General features: G+C 49.6%; 13 protein-coding genes. 12 read left to right on the top strand and 1 reads right to left on the bottom strand.

Translation table 11 applies throughout. The features are described from left to right. The first annotated feature begins 6 nt into the window (after positions 1-6). Positions 7-1200 (top strand): bifunctional ornithine acetyltransferase/N-acetylglutamate synthase, encoded by a 1194-nt coding sequence (argJ, locus tag FVF72_RS01370; RefSeq protein WP_048176471.1) that lies wholly within the window; start codon positions 7-9, stop codon positions 1198-1200. A gap of 34 nt (positions 1201-1234) precedes the next feature. Further along, entirely contained in the window at positions 1235-2116 is an 882-nt protein-coding gene (gene argB / locus FVF72_RS01365; RefSeq protein ID WP_147671005.1) for an acetylglutamate kinase, read from the top strand. A gap of 8 nt (positions 2117-2124) precedes the next feature. Here the strand turns inward: argB and FVF72_RS01360 are convergent, their stop codons facing one another. Then, a complete protein-coding gene (locus FVF72_RS01360; RefSeq protein WP_147671004.1) occupies positions 2125-3114 on the bottom strand; it encodes a 3-isopropylmalate dehydrogenase in 990 nt (329 codons plus the stop codon). A 104-nt stretch (positions 3115-3218) separates the two neighbouring features. Here FVF72_RS01360 and FVF72_RS01355 point away from each other — a divergent pair, with 104 nt between their 5' ends. The 10 genes from FVF72_RS01355 to FVF72_RS01310 all read left to right on the top strand — a co-directional run bounded on the left by FVF72_RS01355 (position 3219) and on the right by FVF72_RS01310 (position 13921). Beyond that, the gene (locus FVF72_RS01355) at positions 3219-4097 is read left to right on the top strand and encodes a lipopolysaccharide assembly protein LapB (RefSeq protein ID WP_255503761.1); all 879 of its coding nucleotides are present in this window, start codon (positions 3219-3221) and stop codon (positions 4095-4097) included. A 168-nt stretch (positions 4098-4265) separates the two neighbouring features. After that, positions 4266-4832, top strand: a complete 567-nt coding sequence (locus FVF72_RS01350) for a HEAT repeat domain-containing protein (protein WP_013295458.1) — start codon at positions 4266-4268, stop codon at positions 4830-4832. Positions 4833-4835: 3 nt separating this feature from the next. Beyond that, a complete protein-coding gene (locus FVF72_RS01345; RefSeq protein ID WP_048175039.1) occupies positions 4836-5813 on the top strand; it encodes a malate dehydrogenase in 978 nt (325 codons plus the stop codon). Between the two features lie 382 nt (positions 5814-6195). Next, positions 6196-6774, top strand: coding sequence for a pyridoxal 5'-phosphate synthase glutaminase subunit PdxT (gene pdxT / locus FVF72_RS01340; protein ID WP_147671002.1), 579 nt, complete (start codon positions 6196-6198; stop codon positions 6772-6774). Next, positions 6762-7679, top strand: coding sequence for a glutamine amidotransferase family protein (locus tag FVF72_RS01335; protein ID WP_147671001.1), 918 nt, complete (start codon positions 6762-6764; stop codon positions 7677-7679). Before pdxT ends, FVF72_RS01335 begins: the two co-directional genes overlap by 13 nt. A 9-nt stretch (positions 7680-7688) precedes the next feature. Then, positions 7689-8378, top strand: a complete 690-nt coding sequence (locus tag FVF72_RS01330) for a GXGXG domain-containing protein (protein ID WP_147671000.1) — start codon at positions 7689-7691, stop codon at positions 8376-8378. Continuing rightward, complete coding sequence (locus FVF72_RS01325) at positions 8378-9433, top strand: Coenzyme F420 hydrogenase/dehydrogenase, beta subunit C-terminal domain (RefSeq protein WP_147670999.1); 1056 nt, start codon at positions 8378-8380, stop codon at positions 9431-9433. The genes FVF72_RS01330 and FVF72_RS01325 overlap by 1 nt, the downstream gene beginning before the upstream one ends. Before the next feature lie 12 nt (positions 9434-9445). Then, the gene (locus FVF72_RS01320; RefSeq protein ID WP_147670998.1) at positions 9446-10945 is read left to right on the top strand and encodes a glutamate synthase-related protein; all 1500 of its coding nucleotides are present in this window, start codon (positions 9446-9448) and stop codon (positions 10943-10945) included. Between the two features lie 122 nt (positions 10946-11067). Next, entirely contained in the window at positions 11068-12444 is a 1377-nt protein-coding gene (locus FVF72_RS01315) for an MFS transporter (RefSeq protein ID WP_048175057.1), read from the top strand. 112 nt (positions 12445-12556) lie between these two features. Further along, positions 12557-13921, top strand: a complete 1365-nt coding sequence (locus tag FVF72_RS01310; RefSeq protein ID WP_048175060.1) for an MFS transporter — start codon at positions 12557-12559, stop codon at positions 13919-13921. The last annotated feature ends 237 nt before the right edge of the window (positions 13922-14158 follow it).

Below are 14158 nucleotides of genomic sequence, written 5' to 3'. Positions count from 1 at the left end.
GTGAAAATCAGGTTTATTGAAGGAGGGGTCTGCGCTGTTGATGGAGTGCTCGCTGCAGGTTGCCGCGAAGGTAAATATGGCGTTGGGCTTATCGTCACCAGAAACGCAACTGCAGCGGGTGTTTTAACATCCAACAGGGTCCGGGCAGAACCTGTTAAACTGACAGAGAAAGTCCTTGAGGGCGGCAGAATTTCAGCCATAGTTGCAAACAGTGGAAACGCCAACTGTTTCACAGGAAGAGACGGGATGGATGATGCCCTCAGGATGGCCAGGGTAACAGCAGAATCCCTCCAGGTGGATGCCGGTGAGGTTGCTGTTGCATCAACTGGTGTTATAGGAAGGAGGATGCCCATCGGGAAGATAGGATCCCTCATAAGAAGGGCTGCAGATCAACTTGAAAACTCCCCTGAAGCCTCAGGAAATCTTGCATCTGCAATAATGACCACAGACACATTCCCCAAGGAGGTTGCGGTGGAGTTCCAGCTTGAAGGCGGTGAGACCGCCCGTATAGGGGCGGTTGCCAAGGGTTCAGGTATGATAGCCCCAAACATGGCCACCATGCTCTCCTTCATAACAACTGATGTTGATGCATCACCTTCAGAGCTCAGGGAGGCCCTCAGGAGGGCTGTTGACGACAGCTTCAACATGCTCATAGTGGACGGTGATGAGAGCACCAATGACATGGTTATAATGACATCAACCTGCAGATCAGGGAGGATAGATGATAACTTCACTGAGGCCCTTGGGGTCGTCTGCAGGGAACTTGCCCGTATGATGGCACGTGACGGTGAGGGGGCCACCAAGTCATTCCAGGTCGATGTTGTGAATGCCAGGACACGGGAGGATGCAAGGAGGGCCGCCAGGGCAATCGCAGGTTCATCCCTCGTTAAGACGGCAATATTTGGGGCCGACCCAAACTGGGGACGTATAGTTGCAGCTGCAGGATATTCAGGTGCAGAATTTGACCCCGATAGGATAAGTGTGACACTCGAATCTGAGAGCGGATCTGTGGGAATAGTTGAGGAGGGGAATGTCCTGGCCTTTGAGGGTACACCTGAACTTGAACTTGCAGAGAGGATAATGGGTGATGATGAGATAAGGATAACTGTTGACCTCAACACCGGCAGTGAATCGGCAACTGCATACGGCTGTGATCTCACCTATGACTATGTGAGGATAAATGCTGAGTATACTACTTAAATTGATGTATTATATTGTGGTGAAGGGTGTTTGAATGAAGACCGTTAACATTCTGGTGGAGGCACTCCCCTACATCAAGAAGTTTCACAGGAAAAAGATAATGATAAAGTATGGCGGCCACGCCATGATAGATGAGGCTGCAATGGACTCAACCGCACGGGATACTGTGTTGTTGAAGTATGTGGGCATGGAGCCGGTGGTTGTCCATGGAGGCGGCCCTGAGATTTCAAGGGCAATGAACAAGATGGGCAAGGAGCCAAGGTTCATAGAGGGCCTCAGGGTTACAGATGAGGAGACCATGGAGATAGTCAAGATGGTCCTTGTGGGTAAGATAAACACGAGCATTGTCTCAAAGATATGCTACCATGGTGGAAGGGCCATAGGACTGTCAGGTAAGGACAGCAACCTTCTCCTTGCAAAAAAGAGGGCGCCACATGTTGTTAAGGATAGTGAAACAGGTGAGAGAAGGGAGATAGACCTTGGACTTGTGGGTGAAATTGAATCAGTGGACCCAAGCATAATCAACATGCTCACAGATAACAACTACATCCCTGTGATATCACCCATCGGTGTTGACAGGAACGCCAACACACTGAACCTCAATGCAGATACGGTTGCAGGTGAGGTTGCAGCGGGTATAGGGGCAGAGAAGCTTATAGTCTTAACAGATGTGCCTGGAATACTGGAGGACCCCTCAGATCCCGACACCCTCATAAGGAAGGTGAGTGTTGATGAACTCAGCGACCTTGTAAAGAGCGGTATAGTGAAGGGGGGGATGCTCCCCAAGACACTCACATGCATACAGGCCATAAATGATGGTGTCTCATCAGCCCATATAATCGATGGAAGGGTTGAGCACTCACTTCTACTTGAAATATTTACAAAGAAGGGTATTGGGACTATGATAACCAAGTAACCCTTGGATTATCCATCCAATTCCCCTCTTATGGCCTTGGCCATCTCCATGGTACTGGCACTCCCCCCAAGGTCAGGTGTCATTACCCCCTTAAGCAGTGTCCTTTCCAGTGCTTCCTGTATTTTGTGTGCTTCCTGTGTTTTGTTGAGGTGTTTTAGCATGAGTGCTGTTGTGAGTATCATGGCTGTGGGGTTTGCTATGTTTTTTCCGGCTATCTGGGGTGCTGATCCGTGGACTGGTTCGAATATTGCGTTTTTTTCTCCTATGTTTGCTGATGGTGCCAGTCCAAGTCCTCCGATGAGTCCTGCTGCTTCGTCTGAGAGTATGTCCCCGAATAGGTTTGTTGTGACCAGGACCTGGAATTCCTGGGGCTGTGTTATGAGGTACATGGCTGTGGCGTCCACGTAGTAGTCCTCTGGCTCCATCTCAGGGTAGTCTGATGCCACCCGGTAGAATTCCTCCCTGAACACTCCATCGGTCTTTTTAAGGACATTGGCCTTGTGCACCGCGGTCACACGACTCCAGCCCTCCCTCTTAGCATAATCAAAGGCAAATCGACTTATCCTCCTGGAAGCAGGGCGTGTTATGATCCTCCTTGCAACCGCCCCATCAGGGGTGAACTCCTCATCACCCACATAGAGGTCCTCAGTGTTCTCCCTCACTATGACAAAGTCAAGGTCCGGGTAGAGGCACGGGACACCCGGAAGGGACTTCACAGGCCTCAAATTCGCAAAAAGATCAAGCTCACGCCTCAATGTAATAATGGCACTCTTCTGACCGGGCACGGTTGTAACTGCACCAAAGAGTGTTGCATCAGACCTTCTGACGAGTTTCACTGTTTCCTCTGGTATGGTTTCACCGCACTTCATGAAGCACTCATTACCTGCCTCTGCATACACAAATTCCAGTTCAAGGTCCAGTCCCCCAAGGACGTGGAGGGCGGCCTCCATAACCTCCTTACCGATACCATCACCGGGTATAACTGCTATCCTGTACATCTGAACACCTTAAGTTTAATTCCATGAATGCAGATTCCATGTGAGATGGTATAATATTTAAGGATGCTATGATAAAAGTATACCCAATTGGGGGGAATTTTTTCATGCTCAACGTTCTCAGTATCTTTGATTCCCTGAGGGATGATAAAAGCGCACTCAGACACTACAAGAAGAAGCTTCACGAGTACCAGGAACATGAGGCTGAGGTTCTCATAGATATAGGGGTCATCTATCTTGACAGGGGGGAAACAGAGAGGGCAGTGGGAAGCTTTGAGGAGGCCCTTGAAACCTACAGGAAACTCAAATTCTCTGAAGGCGTCGCATATGCCTCTGAACTCCTGGGGGACTCCCTGATGGCTCAGCGGGAATTTGACAGGGCAATGAAATGCTACTCAGAGGCCCTCTCAATATACTCTGAGATCAACAGCAAGGTTGCAGATGAACTGAGGGATAAGATATATGAGGCGGGTAAGATAAGGGAGGCACTGAGTTCAGATGATACTGAACCTGAACCCGTCCAGCACGATTCACAGTCCACAGACATTCAATCTGAGGCCCAGAAAATCTTCAGACTTGCAGATGACCTCATGGGTATCATTGACGCCTTTGAATCATACGGGAAGTGCTGGGAGGACCGTGACATAGACACCCTCGATTCCAATCTGGAGTCTGCCACAATTATACGTGACCGCCCAACGGAGGCCCTTCTCAATCTTCTGATAGGTCGCTACAGAATGGAGGAGGGTGAGCTCTATGATGCCCTGAAGTTCATTAAAAGGTCCAACAGGATATTCAGGGAGAGTGGAGATTCTGCAGGGCTTGCGGTATCCCTCGTGATCCTTGGAGTTCTCTTATTCCTTATTGATGAGCGTGAAAATCTCTACGATGTATTTAAGGAGGCCCTTGAGATGTTCAGGGCACTTGGACTTGAAGATGCTGAGAAGGTTACAATGAAGATCATAAATACCCTCACCAGGACCTGAACCTCATTTCTTCCTTACTTTACCTGCACTCATGACCTTTTTAGCCGTATTTTTTTGTTTGATCACTGTAAGATACAATTCATGAAAATCCATGGGCTTCAGCCCACCAGTTTTCCAGGATAAGTATTATGTATCCATGCGAACATAACGAATATAACAGGTGATAACATGCAGAGGAGAGAAAACGTTGCGAGGCTCATTGAGCAGTTAAGGGAAGACGATGAACTCATGAGGGTTCAGGTTATTGAACTCCTCAGTGAGATAGGTGAACCAGCGGTTGAACAGCTCATTGAGGCCCTCGACGATGATAACAAGTTTGTGAGGAGGGGGGCCGCGGCGGCACTTGGTAAGATTGGGGATCCCCGGTCCATAGAACCCCTCATAGAGGCCCTGGCCGATGAGAATAAATGGGTTCGAAGGGACGCATCAACTGCCCTTGCAAAGATGGGTGAAGAGGCAGTGGAGCCCCTCCTTGAGAGCCTCTCAAGTGACGACTGGAAGATAAGGGGTGCTGCCGCATGGGTCATAGGGAACTTCAGGGATGAGAGGGCTGTTGAACCACTCATTGAACTCCTGGAGGATGACAGTGGCTTTGTGAGAAGTGGTGCTGCAAGGTCACTTGAGCAGATAGGTGGTGAACGGGTGAGAGAAGCGATGGAGAAACTGGCAGAGACCGGGACAGGATTTGCAAGAAAGGTCGCCCTCAGCTACCTTGAAACTCACCAGGAGGAGTGATTTTTGAAGGTAAGTATAATTGGGTCAACAGGGCGTGTTGGAAGGGCAACGGCACTGTGCCTTGCAGAGGAGGAGGCTGTGAAGACACTGCACCTCATATCAAGGAGGGAGAGCCTTGAGCAGAACATTGGAGAGGTCCTTGATATGAGCGATGCCCTTGCAGCCAAGGGGGTTTCGGTTAAACTGGAGAACTCTGCTGACATAGAAAATGTCCATGGCTCAAGGATAGTTGTTATAACTGCAGGTGTTCCCAGAACCGCTGATATGGACAGGGATGACCTTGCGTTCCAGAATGGGGTTATCGTTGCCGAGTATGCAAGACAGATTGCCAGATTCGCCCCGGATTCAATTATACTTGTGGTGACCAATCCTGTTGATGTGATGACCTACGTTGCACTCAAGTATTCGGGTTTTCATCCCAGCAGGGTATTTGGCCTTGGAAACCACCTCGACTCCCTCAGGCTGAAGAATTACATGGCAAGGCATTTCAATGTCCATGTTAGTGAGGTTCACACCAGGGTTATCGGGCAGCACGGCCCCTACATGGTCCCCCTTATCAGCTCCACATCAATAGGGGGTATACCCATTGAGCACTATGCAAGGAGGGACTACTTCTCCGGTTACCGGAGGTTCGACCTCAAGAAGACCATAGAGAAGGTTATCAATGCAGGTAGCAACATCATAAGCAGGAAGGGGGCCACCGAGTATGGTCCTGCCTTCGCCATCTCCAACATAGTTACAACGATACTGAATGATGAGCGGAGGATACTCACGGTTTCAACCCTAATGGAGGGCGAGATTGATGGTATCAGGGACGTGTGCCTGGGTGTGCCGGTGAAGCTCGGTAAGAATGGTATAGAGGGTGTTGTGCCAGTCCTAATGGACAGGGATGAGAGGGAAGCCTTCAGAGAGGCTGCAAACCATGTCAGAAACTCCACAATGAAGGTTATGGAGTTTCTGGATGAGGAATTCCCACTTTAGTCTTGCTGGTTTTTTCGCTTGATCACGGGCTTTTCAGGGTGAGGGTTCTTTCATCCACCCATTTTCATTTCAGGGGGGTCCCATTGTGCGCTGGTTATCTTTCAGGTCAGTACCCATAAGGCTGGACCTGCACTGGCAGCAGGACCCAATGGCGCCGTTTATCCTTCAGGTCAGTACCCATGGTTTTATGGAACCCTTTTAGAGGCACCATGGAAATATTTATATAACTGTTCAATTATAAGTTAATTCAAGACCTGGTTTCTGAACATTGTACACTGAGATTCTGCCGGGTCAGGGTTCAGAGATAACCGGCAACACTTTTCCGGTATATTTATATGGTCATGTGCCAAAAACCTAATCAAAAAAACTGAAAGGAGACACCATGATAAGGATAGGCATTCTTGATCTTCAGGGCGATGTTTCCGAGCACCTCGAGATGACCCGGAGGGCAGTTGAGAGGATGGATGTGGATGCAGAGGTAGTGAAGGTGAGAACAGCGGAGGATGCATCAGCTGTAGATGCAATAATAATCTCCGGCGGTGAGAGCACCGTCATCGGTAAACTCATGGAGGAGACAGGGATAAAGGATGTTATCCTCACCGAGAACAAAGCGGTCATGGGGACCTGTGCCGGGATGGTTCTTCTTGCAAGGGAAACAGACTATGAACAGCCCCTCCTGGGACTCATAGACATGAAGGTTAAGAGAAACGCCTTTGGAAGGCAGAAGGATTCCTTTGAGGAGGACATAGAGATACTTGGAAGAAAATTCCATGGAATATTCATAAGGGCGCCAGCTGCCGTCGAAGTGGGTGAGGGGGCCGAGGTACTGTCCAGAATCGATGAAGGGATCATCGCAGTGAAGGAGGGCTGCAACCTTGCACTTGCCTTCCACCCTGAACTGGGGGAGGACACGGGACTTCACGAATACTTTATAAAGGAGGTATTGAATTGTGTGGAATAGCAGGAGTGGTCTACAAGGATGGTAAAATTCACAATGTCGGGGCAGACATGACGAGGATGCTCCATGCGCTGCAGCACAGGGGCCCCGACTCAGCGGGATTCTCAATCTATGGAGGTCTTGGTCTTGAGGAGAACGAGTACCTCCTTAACATTGAGGTTAAAGAAAAGAAGGGGCTTCTTGAGAGGGTCAAGGAAACAGTTGAAACGGTGAGCCCCATAAGGAAGGATGAGGTCATCCCATCAGTTGAGAACTACATAATATACCGCTGCAGGATCACCCTTGAATCATTCTCACAGCTCAAACCACTCATAATGGAGATAGACAGGATAGAGGATGTCATAGTGCTCAATGGAAGCCACTCCTTTGAAATGATAAAGGATGTGGGATCTGTACTTGAAATAGCAGACCGCTACGACACATGGTCAAAGAAGGGCACACATGCCATAGGCCACACAAGGTTCTCAACAGAGAGCATAGTTGACAGGTACCATGCACACCCCTTCCAGAGCTACATCATCCCTGACATAACCGTGGTACACAACGGCCAGATAACCAACTACTGGAAGATAAGGGAACCCCTTGAGAGGAAGGGACACATATTCGAGACAAACAACGACACAGAATGCATAGTCCACTACGTTGCAGATAAACTGGCATCAGGCTACAGCCTGGAGGAGGCACTTGAACAGTCAGTGAAGGACATGGACGGACCTTTCTCATACATAGTCGGAACACCCAGCGGCGTGGGGATAGCAAAGGACCAGCTCGGCCTCAGGCCAGGGGTGATGGCAGAGAACGATGAGGTATTCGCGGTTGCATCAGAGGAGGTCTCCCTGAGGGAGGTCATGGATACAACCGAGGTTGAACAGATATCCCCCGGCGAGGTCAGGGTATACGAGATATAGGGTGATATGATGAGGGAAGCAGTAGTTGATGCAGAATCAAAAACCCCCAGGGAGGTTAACAGGACCATAAAGAGCCTGGCAAAGGACCACGACAGGATAGTGGTTAAAAACCCCAACGCCATGCACTATATCGGCGCGGGACTCACAGAGGACGTGGAGCTCATAATAGATGGTTCAGCCGGATACTTCGCCGCGACAATGATACACGGCCCAAGGGTTAAGATAAATGGTAACGCAGGATGGTTCCCTGCAGACAACATGACAGAAGGTGAGGTCATAATAGAGGGATCCGCTGGAGACGGAGTCGGACAGGGAATCTACGGCGGAACAGTCGTTGTAAGGAAGGGCGCAGGTTCAAGGACAGGAGAGATAATGAAGAACGGAACCATCATCATAGGTGGAAACTCAGGTTTCATGACAGGCCTATTCATGATGGGCGGCCGCATAATAGTCCTGGGGGACCTTGCAGAGGACGCCGGGGAGTCCATCATAAGGGGAACGATATACGTTGGTGGAGAAATAAAAAGCCTTGGAAAGAACGCAAAGGTTGAGGACATAACCCCCGAGGAGGAAGAGGAACTCAGAGGTATCCTCTCAGAATACGGATTTGAACTTGAGGATGAGGAATACCATTCCTTCAGAAAGATTGTCCCAAGAAGCAAAAGGCCATTCTATGGCGAAGAATCGGAGGAAGGATAATGAGCAGATATGCAATGGTCGGAACACCCTGCCAGATAACAGCAGCCACACTGATGAAGGAATATAACGGGGAATTCCCTGTTGAACTCAGAATCGGACTCTTCTGCATGGAGAACTTCTCCTACACCTACCTGAGGGAACTTGCAGAGGAGGAGGGTGTTGACCTCAGGGATGTTTCAGAGTGCAGGATAGAGAAGGGCAGGCTCTGGTTCCACCTCAACGATGGAAGCACAGTATCCATACCACTTGAAAGGGCCAGATCCGCAATGAGAAAGAACTGCTCTGTGTGCATGGACTTCACATCAGAACAGTCAGACGTTTCAGTGGGATCTGTGGGCTCACCCCAGGGGTGGTCAACACTCATAATAAGGACAGAGAGGGGCAGAGAGCTGGTTGATGGGGCCGCAAAGGCAGGATACATTGAGACAGCACCCATAACAGGGAAGGGCCTCAAACTTCTTGAAAAACTTGCATCAGGTAAAAAGGAGGAGAACCTTGAGGAGATACAGAGAAGGGAATCAGTTGCAAGGCCCGTCCTCTACTGGCGGGTGATGCCCGGGGACCTCTACCTTGAGGAAATTAAGGACTACCAGTTCGATGACCTTAAGTCTGACGTCATCGATGTTGGCGCATGTGTGCTCTGCGGGGCCTGCGAGGCGTCATGCCCGGAGGGTATCGTGAGGATAGAAGACAGAAAACCCGACATTAAGGGCGAATGTCCCGAGGGCTGCAACGCATGCTACGTGGCATGCCCAAGGACCTACGTACCCGACAGCATAATAAGTCACGAGTCCGCGGCCGAACCCCTGGGGGAGTACACTGAGATACTCTCTGCAAGGGCCCCAATGTTCAGGGGCCAGGATGGTGGTGTTGTAACCGCACTCCTGATCTATGCCCTCAGGGAGGGAATCGTTGACGGGGCACTGGTGGTTGACAGGGACCCTGCAATGCCATGGAAACCCGTACCTGTACTGGCAGATGATCCGGAGGATGTTGTGAGGGCTGCAGGTACCAAGTACTCAGTATGCCCGATATTGAAGGTATTAAAGGAGTAAGAGGGGTTAAAGATGCCTTTTAAGGTTGAGAGAAAGGAAGATGTATGTAAGAGGAACTTTGACCGTCCCGGCTGCTGCTGGTACATGTGTGATAACCGGGACGAGTCACTCTGTGCAAACTGCTACTCATGCTATAACAACTGTCCACACGATGTTTACGAGATAATAAACGGGGAACCGGTACCCCTGAGGCATGAAAACTGTGTGGGGTGCCGTATCTGTGAGGAGATGTGCCCCAACAATGCAATAGAGGTCAACGCCGTACCCGAGGACCGGAGGAATGTATGGTCATTTACTGACCTGCTTGAGATACAGAGGAAATCCAGGGAGGGTTCCTACAAGGTCAGGGGCTGCGGTGCAGTGAGGAGGATACCCACCTTTGACGACCTTGTGATAATACCGGCCCAGGTCTCAAGACCGCCCATAGACAAGTACAGGGAGCCCTGCAATACCCGGGTGGTCCTGGGTGACAGGTTCGCCGAGAACCCCCTTGAACTTAACACACCCATCATGATAGCCGCCATGTCCTTTGGAGCCCTCAGCAAGGAGGCCAAGATAGCCCTTGCAATGGGTGCAACCCTCGCAGGCACAGCCACAAACACAGGTGAGGGGGGAATGCTCCCTGAGGAGCGTAAATACGCCTCAAAACTCATTGCACAGTATGCATCAGGACGCTTCGGTGTCTCTGCAGAGTACCTCAACAATTCAGAGGCCATCGAGATCAAGATAGGTCAGGGTGCCAAGTCAGGTATGGGTGGACATCTGCTTGCAGAGAAGGTAACAGCGGAGGTTTCAAGGATAAGGATGATACCTGAGGGTACCGATGCACTGAGCCCGGCAAGGCACATGGATATAGTCGGGCCAGAGGACCTCAGCATGAAGATATCCCAGCTCCGTGAGATAACCGACTGGAAGGTCCCGATAATGGTCAAGTTCACATCTGGCCGTGTTGCCGATGATGTGAAGATAGCTGCAAAGGCAGGGGCCGATATAGTCGTGGTTGATGGTATGCAGGGAGGTACAGGTGCAGGGCCTGACGTTGTAACCGAGCACTCAGGTATACCCACAATAGCAGCCATAGTGGAGGCCGATGAGGCCCTCAAGGAAGTCAACCTCCGTGATGAGGTGAGCCTTGTTGCAGCAGGTGGTATAAGGAGCGGGGCTGACGTTGCAAAGGCCATCGCACTTGGCGCGGATGCAGTCTACATCGGTACAGCGGCACTTGTCTCAATTGGCTGCCGTGTCTGCCAGATGTGCTACACAGGCACCTGCAGGAAGGGTATTGCAACCCAGGACCCACGCCTCAGGAAGCGCCTTGACTATGTTGAGGCAGGTAAAAATGTTGCAAGGTACATAGAGGCCATGACAGAGGAGGTGTGCATGCTCACACAGCAGGCGGGTAACACTGACGTGAGCAAACTTGAGAAGGATGACCTCAGGGCGCTCACCGTGGAGGCCTCGGCACTTACGGGAGTTAAGATGGCTGGAATGGAGGCACCGGCCCGGTTTTAGCCGCCAGAACATTTAACTTCCCTGATTTTCATTTTTTAAATTTTTCCATTTTTTCTTTTATGAAACCTATTTAAACCTGGCAACCCATAGAGTAATAACAGATTTTTTCTGGAGGGAATAACTTGAATGAGTACACCAACAGGTCACTCAGGGTCTATGTTCTCATAGCCGCAACACTATCATCCTTTTTAACGCCATTCATGGGGTCATCCATCAACGTTGCACTCCCTGTGATAGCACTTCACTTCGGGATAGACGCAATACTGCAGACATGGATTCCAACGGCATTTCTCCTTGCAGCGGCAATCTTTGCCGTACCATTTGGGAGGATTTCTGAGATATACGGCATGAAGAGGATTTTTATCTATGGAAACCTGATATTCACTGTCTCATCGGTCCTATCAGCATTCTCACCATCTGCCCCTGCCCTCATAGTATTCAGGGCTATCCAGGGTGTGGGATCAGCCATGATATTCGTCACAGGCCTTGCAATGCTCACCCGCGTATTTCCTCCAATGGAGAGGGGTAAGGCCATAGGTATAAACACAGCCGCAGTTTACATTGGCCTTTCGATGGGCCCGGTTCTCGGGGGTTTTCTCACACATTTCCTGGGCTGGCAGAGCATATTCCTTGTCACGGTCCCGGTAACACTCATTGTTCTTGCTGTGTGCCTCCTTAAGGTTGAGGGGGAATGGGCTGATGCCTCAGGGGAAAGTTTCGATGTTCCCGGTTCAATCTCCTACTGTATTTTCCTGTTTCTTTTAATGTATGGATTCTCCGCCCTTCCTGAGGTTGCAGGGGCGCTTATGATAGTTCTGAGTATCCTGGCGTTCGGGATATTCCTTAAAATTGAACTATCATCAGATAGCCCTGTTTTCAATGTGAGGCTCTTCAAAAATCTCAGATTCAGTTTCTCAAGTCTTGCAGCCCTGATAAACTACAGCGCAACCTTTGCAGTTTCCCTGCTTCTGAGTTACCACCTTCAGTACATTAAGGGACTGGACCCTGGCTCCAGCGGACTCATACTCGTCACGCAGCCCATCGTCATGGCCTTCGTGGCCCCCCTGGCAGGAAGGGCCTCTGACAGGTTCAACCCCCAGATACTTGCAGGTATAGGGATGGCAATAAATGCAGCCGCGCTCCTGAGCCTCAGCATCCTTGATAGGGGCACGCCCCTATTTATGATAGTGACATCCCTTCTTGTCCTTGGCCTTGGTTTCGGGTTTTTCTCATCCCCCAACACCAATGCAATCATGGGTTCCGTTGAGAGGAGGGACTACGGTATTGCATCTGCCACAGTGAGCTCCATGCGCCTCATCGGCCAGGCCTTCAGCATAGGTATAGTGACACTCATCTTTGCATTCCTGATAGGGAGGGTTCCAATATCCCCTGCAAATTATGACCTCCTCATAGAGAGCACAAGGATATGCTTCCTTGTATTCGGGGTCCTATGTTTCATAGGGGTTTTTGCTGCAACAGCCCACAGGAATGACGGCTGATGAGCAGACCCCTAAACTTTTCACAAAAAGTGATTTAATCTACACTTTTTTCATTTTTTTAGAAAATTATTTAAACTATTTTTTATTTAATTTTTATTGAGGGGGGAAATTTTTGAAAGATGATCATCTGAAGGTTTATGTGCTATGCGCAGTGACCCTCTCATCATTCCTTGCACCATTCATGGGTTCATCAATCAATGTGGCCCTCCCCCTTATGGGCGAGAGCCTTAATATGGGACCCTCCCAGCAGACATGGGTTATAATGGCATTTCTTTTAACTGCAAACGTCTTTCTACTGCCATTTGGAAGGTTATCTGAAATATACGGGATAAAGAGGCTCTTCATTTCAGGTAATATCATATTCATCACAGCATCGGTCCTCTGTGCACTGGCACCTGATGCAGCTTCAATCATCCTTTTCAGGGCATTTCAGGGAATCGGGGCCTCCATGGTACTGGTAACAAGGCTTTCCCTAATATCAATGGTGTTTCCGGCATCTGAGCGTGGCAGGGCCATAGGTGTGAATACCGCGGCAATAGATATGGGACTGTTTGCCGGTCCCATCCTGGGAGGTTTTCTGGCAGAGATCATGGGATGGGAGTCCATATTCTTATTCACGGTTCCAGTGGGAATCCTTGTTATACTCATCTCGCTATCCAGAATTGATGACGAGTGGATGGCTGGTGGAAGCAAAAAGTTTGATCTGGAGGGGTCACTCACCTACTGCACATCACTTTTTCTCTTCATTCAGGGATTCTCAACACTTGCAAGTATAAGGGGGCTTCTGCTCCTTGTTCTAAGTTTCCTGGCGTTTTCTCTCTTCATCAAGACAGAAACGCAGGCAAGGAACCCCCTCTTTAATGTTGAGTTATTTAAAAACAGAAGATTTTCCTTTTCATCCCTTGAAGCCCTCGTGGTATTCACATCAACATTTGCGGTTTCCCTGCTTCTCAGCTACCACCTCCAGTACGTCAGGGGACTCAGCCCATCTGCCAGTGGACTTATACTTATAGTTCAACCCCTCATGATGGCCCTGATCGCCCCCCTTGCAGGGAGGATGGCCGATATGGTGAAGCCCCATATTCTGACATCAGCGGGTATGGTGCTGATCTTCATGGCACTCATGGGATTTGCAGCACTGGGCCCTGATACACCTGAAACAGCAGTAATAATGGGACTCATGCTACTTGGAACCGGTATGGGACTTTTCTCATCCCCAAATACAACAAAGATTATGTGTTCAGTTAAGAGGGATCATGCCGGGGTGGCATCTGCCACCGTGACCTCCATGCGCCTCATCGGCCAGGCCTTCAGTATGGGTACGGTGACACTCATCTTCGCATTCCTTATGGGGAGTGTTTCAGTATCCCCTGCAAATTATGACCTCCTCATGGAAAGCACAAGGATATGCTTCCTTTTATTTGGTATTATCTGTTTCATAGGTCTTGCTACAGCAATCCACAGAAACACTTATTAAATGATCTTATATTGTTTGAGAGTTAAAGGGATGATCTGGGGGTAGCCGCATCAACCGTGAGTTCGATGAGGCTTATAGGCAGATTCTGAAGGGTTACCACCATCTTTTTGATTTTTATGGGGGAGTCACATATTTTACCCTCAAGGATAAATATATTGATTAGGGAACAGGGATCTGCTTCATCATATTTGCCTTGCTATGTATGATGGGGATACCTGCTCTCTTGTGGGTGTTAAA

Origin of the sequence: Methanothermobacter sp. KEPCO-1, assembly GCF_008033705.1 — an archaeon.
GTDB lineage: Archaea > Methanobacteriota > Methanobacteria > Methanobacteriales > Methanothermobacteraceae > Methanothermobacter > Methanothermobacter marburgensis.
This window is presented reverse-complemented; position numbering and strand designations above follow the sequence as displayed.

Excerpts from the sequence above, each read along its gene's own strand:
- FVF72_RS01355 (WP_255503761.1), top strand. The coding sequence starts at position 3,219 with ATGCTCAACGTTCTCAGTATCTTTGATTCCCTGAGGGATGATAAAAGC.
- FVF72_RS01325 (WP_147670999.1), top strand. The coding sequence starts at position 8,378 with ATGAGCAGATATGCAATGGTCGGAACACCCTGCCAGATAACAGCAGCC.
- FVF72_RS01320 (WP_147670998.1), top strand. The coding sequence starts at position 9,446 with ATGCCTTTTAAGGTTGAGAGAAAGGAAGATGTATGTAAGAGGAACTTT.
- FVF72_RS01350 (WP_013295458.1), top strand. The coding sequence starts at position 4,266 with ATGCAGAGGAGAGAAAACGTTGCGAGGCTCATTGAGCAGTTAAGGGAA.
- FVF72_RS01360 (WP_147671004.1), bottom strand. The coding sequence starts at position 3,114 with ATGTACAGGATAGCAGTTATACCCGGTGATGGTATCGGTAAGGAGGTT.
- argB (WP_147671005.1), top strand. The coding sequence starts at position 1,235 with ATGAAGACCGTTAACATTCTGGTGGAGGCACTCCCCTACATCAAGAAG.
- pdxT (WP_147671002.1), top strand. The coding sequence starts at position 6,196 with ATGATAAGGATAGGCATTCTTGATCTTCAGGGCGATGTTTCCGAGCAC.
- FVF72_RS01330 (WP_147671000.1), top strand. The coding sequence starts at position 7,689 with ATGAGGGAAGCAGTAGTTGATGCAGAATCAAAAACCCCCAGGGAGGTT.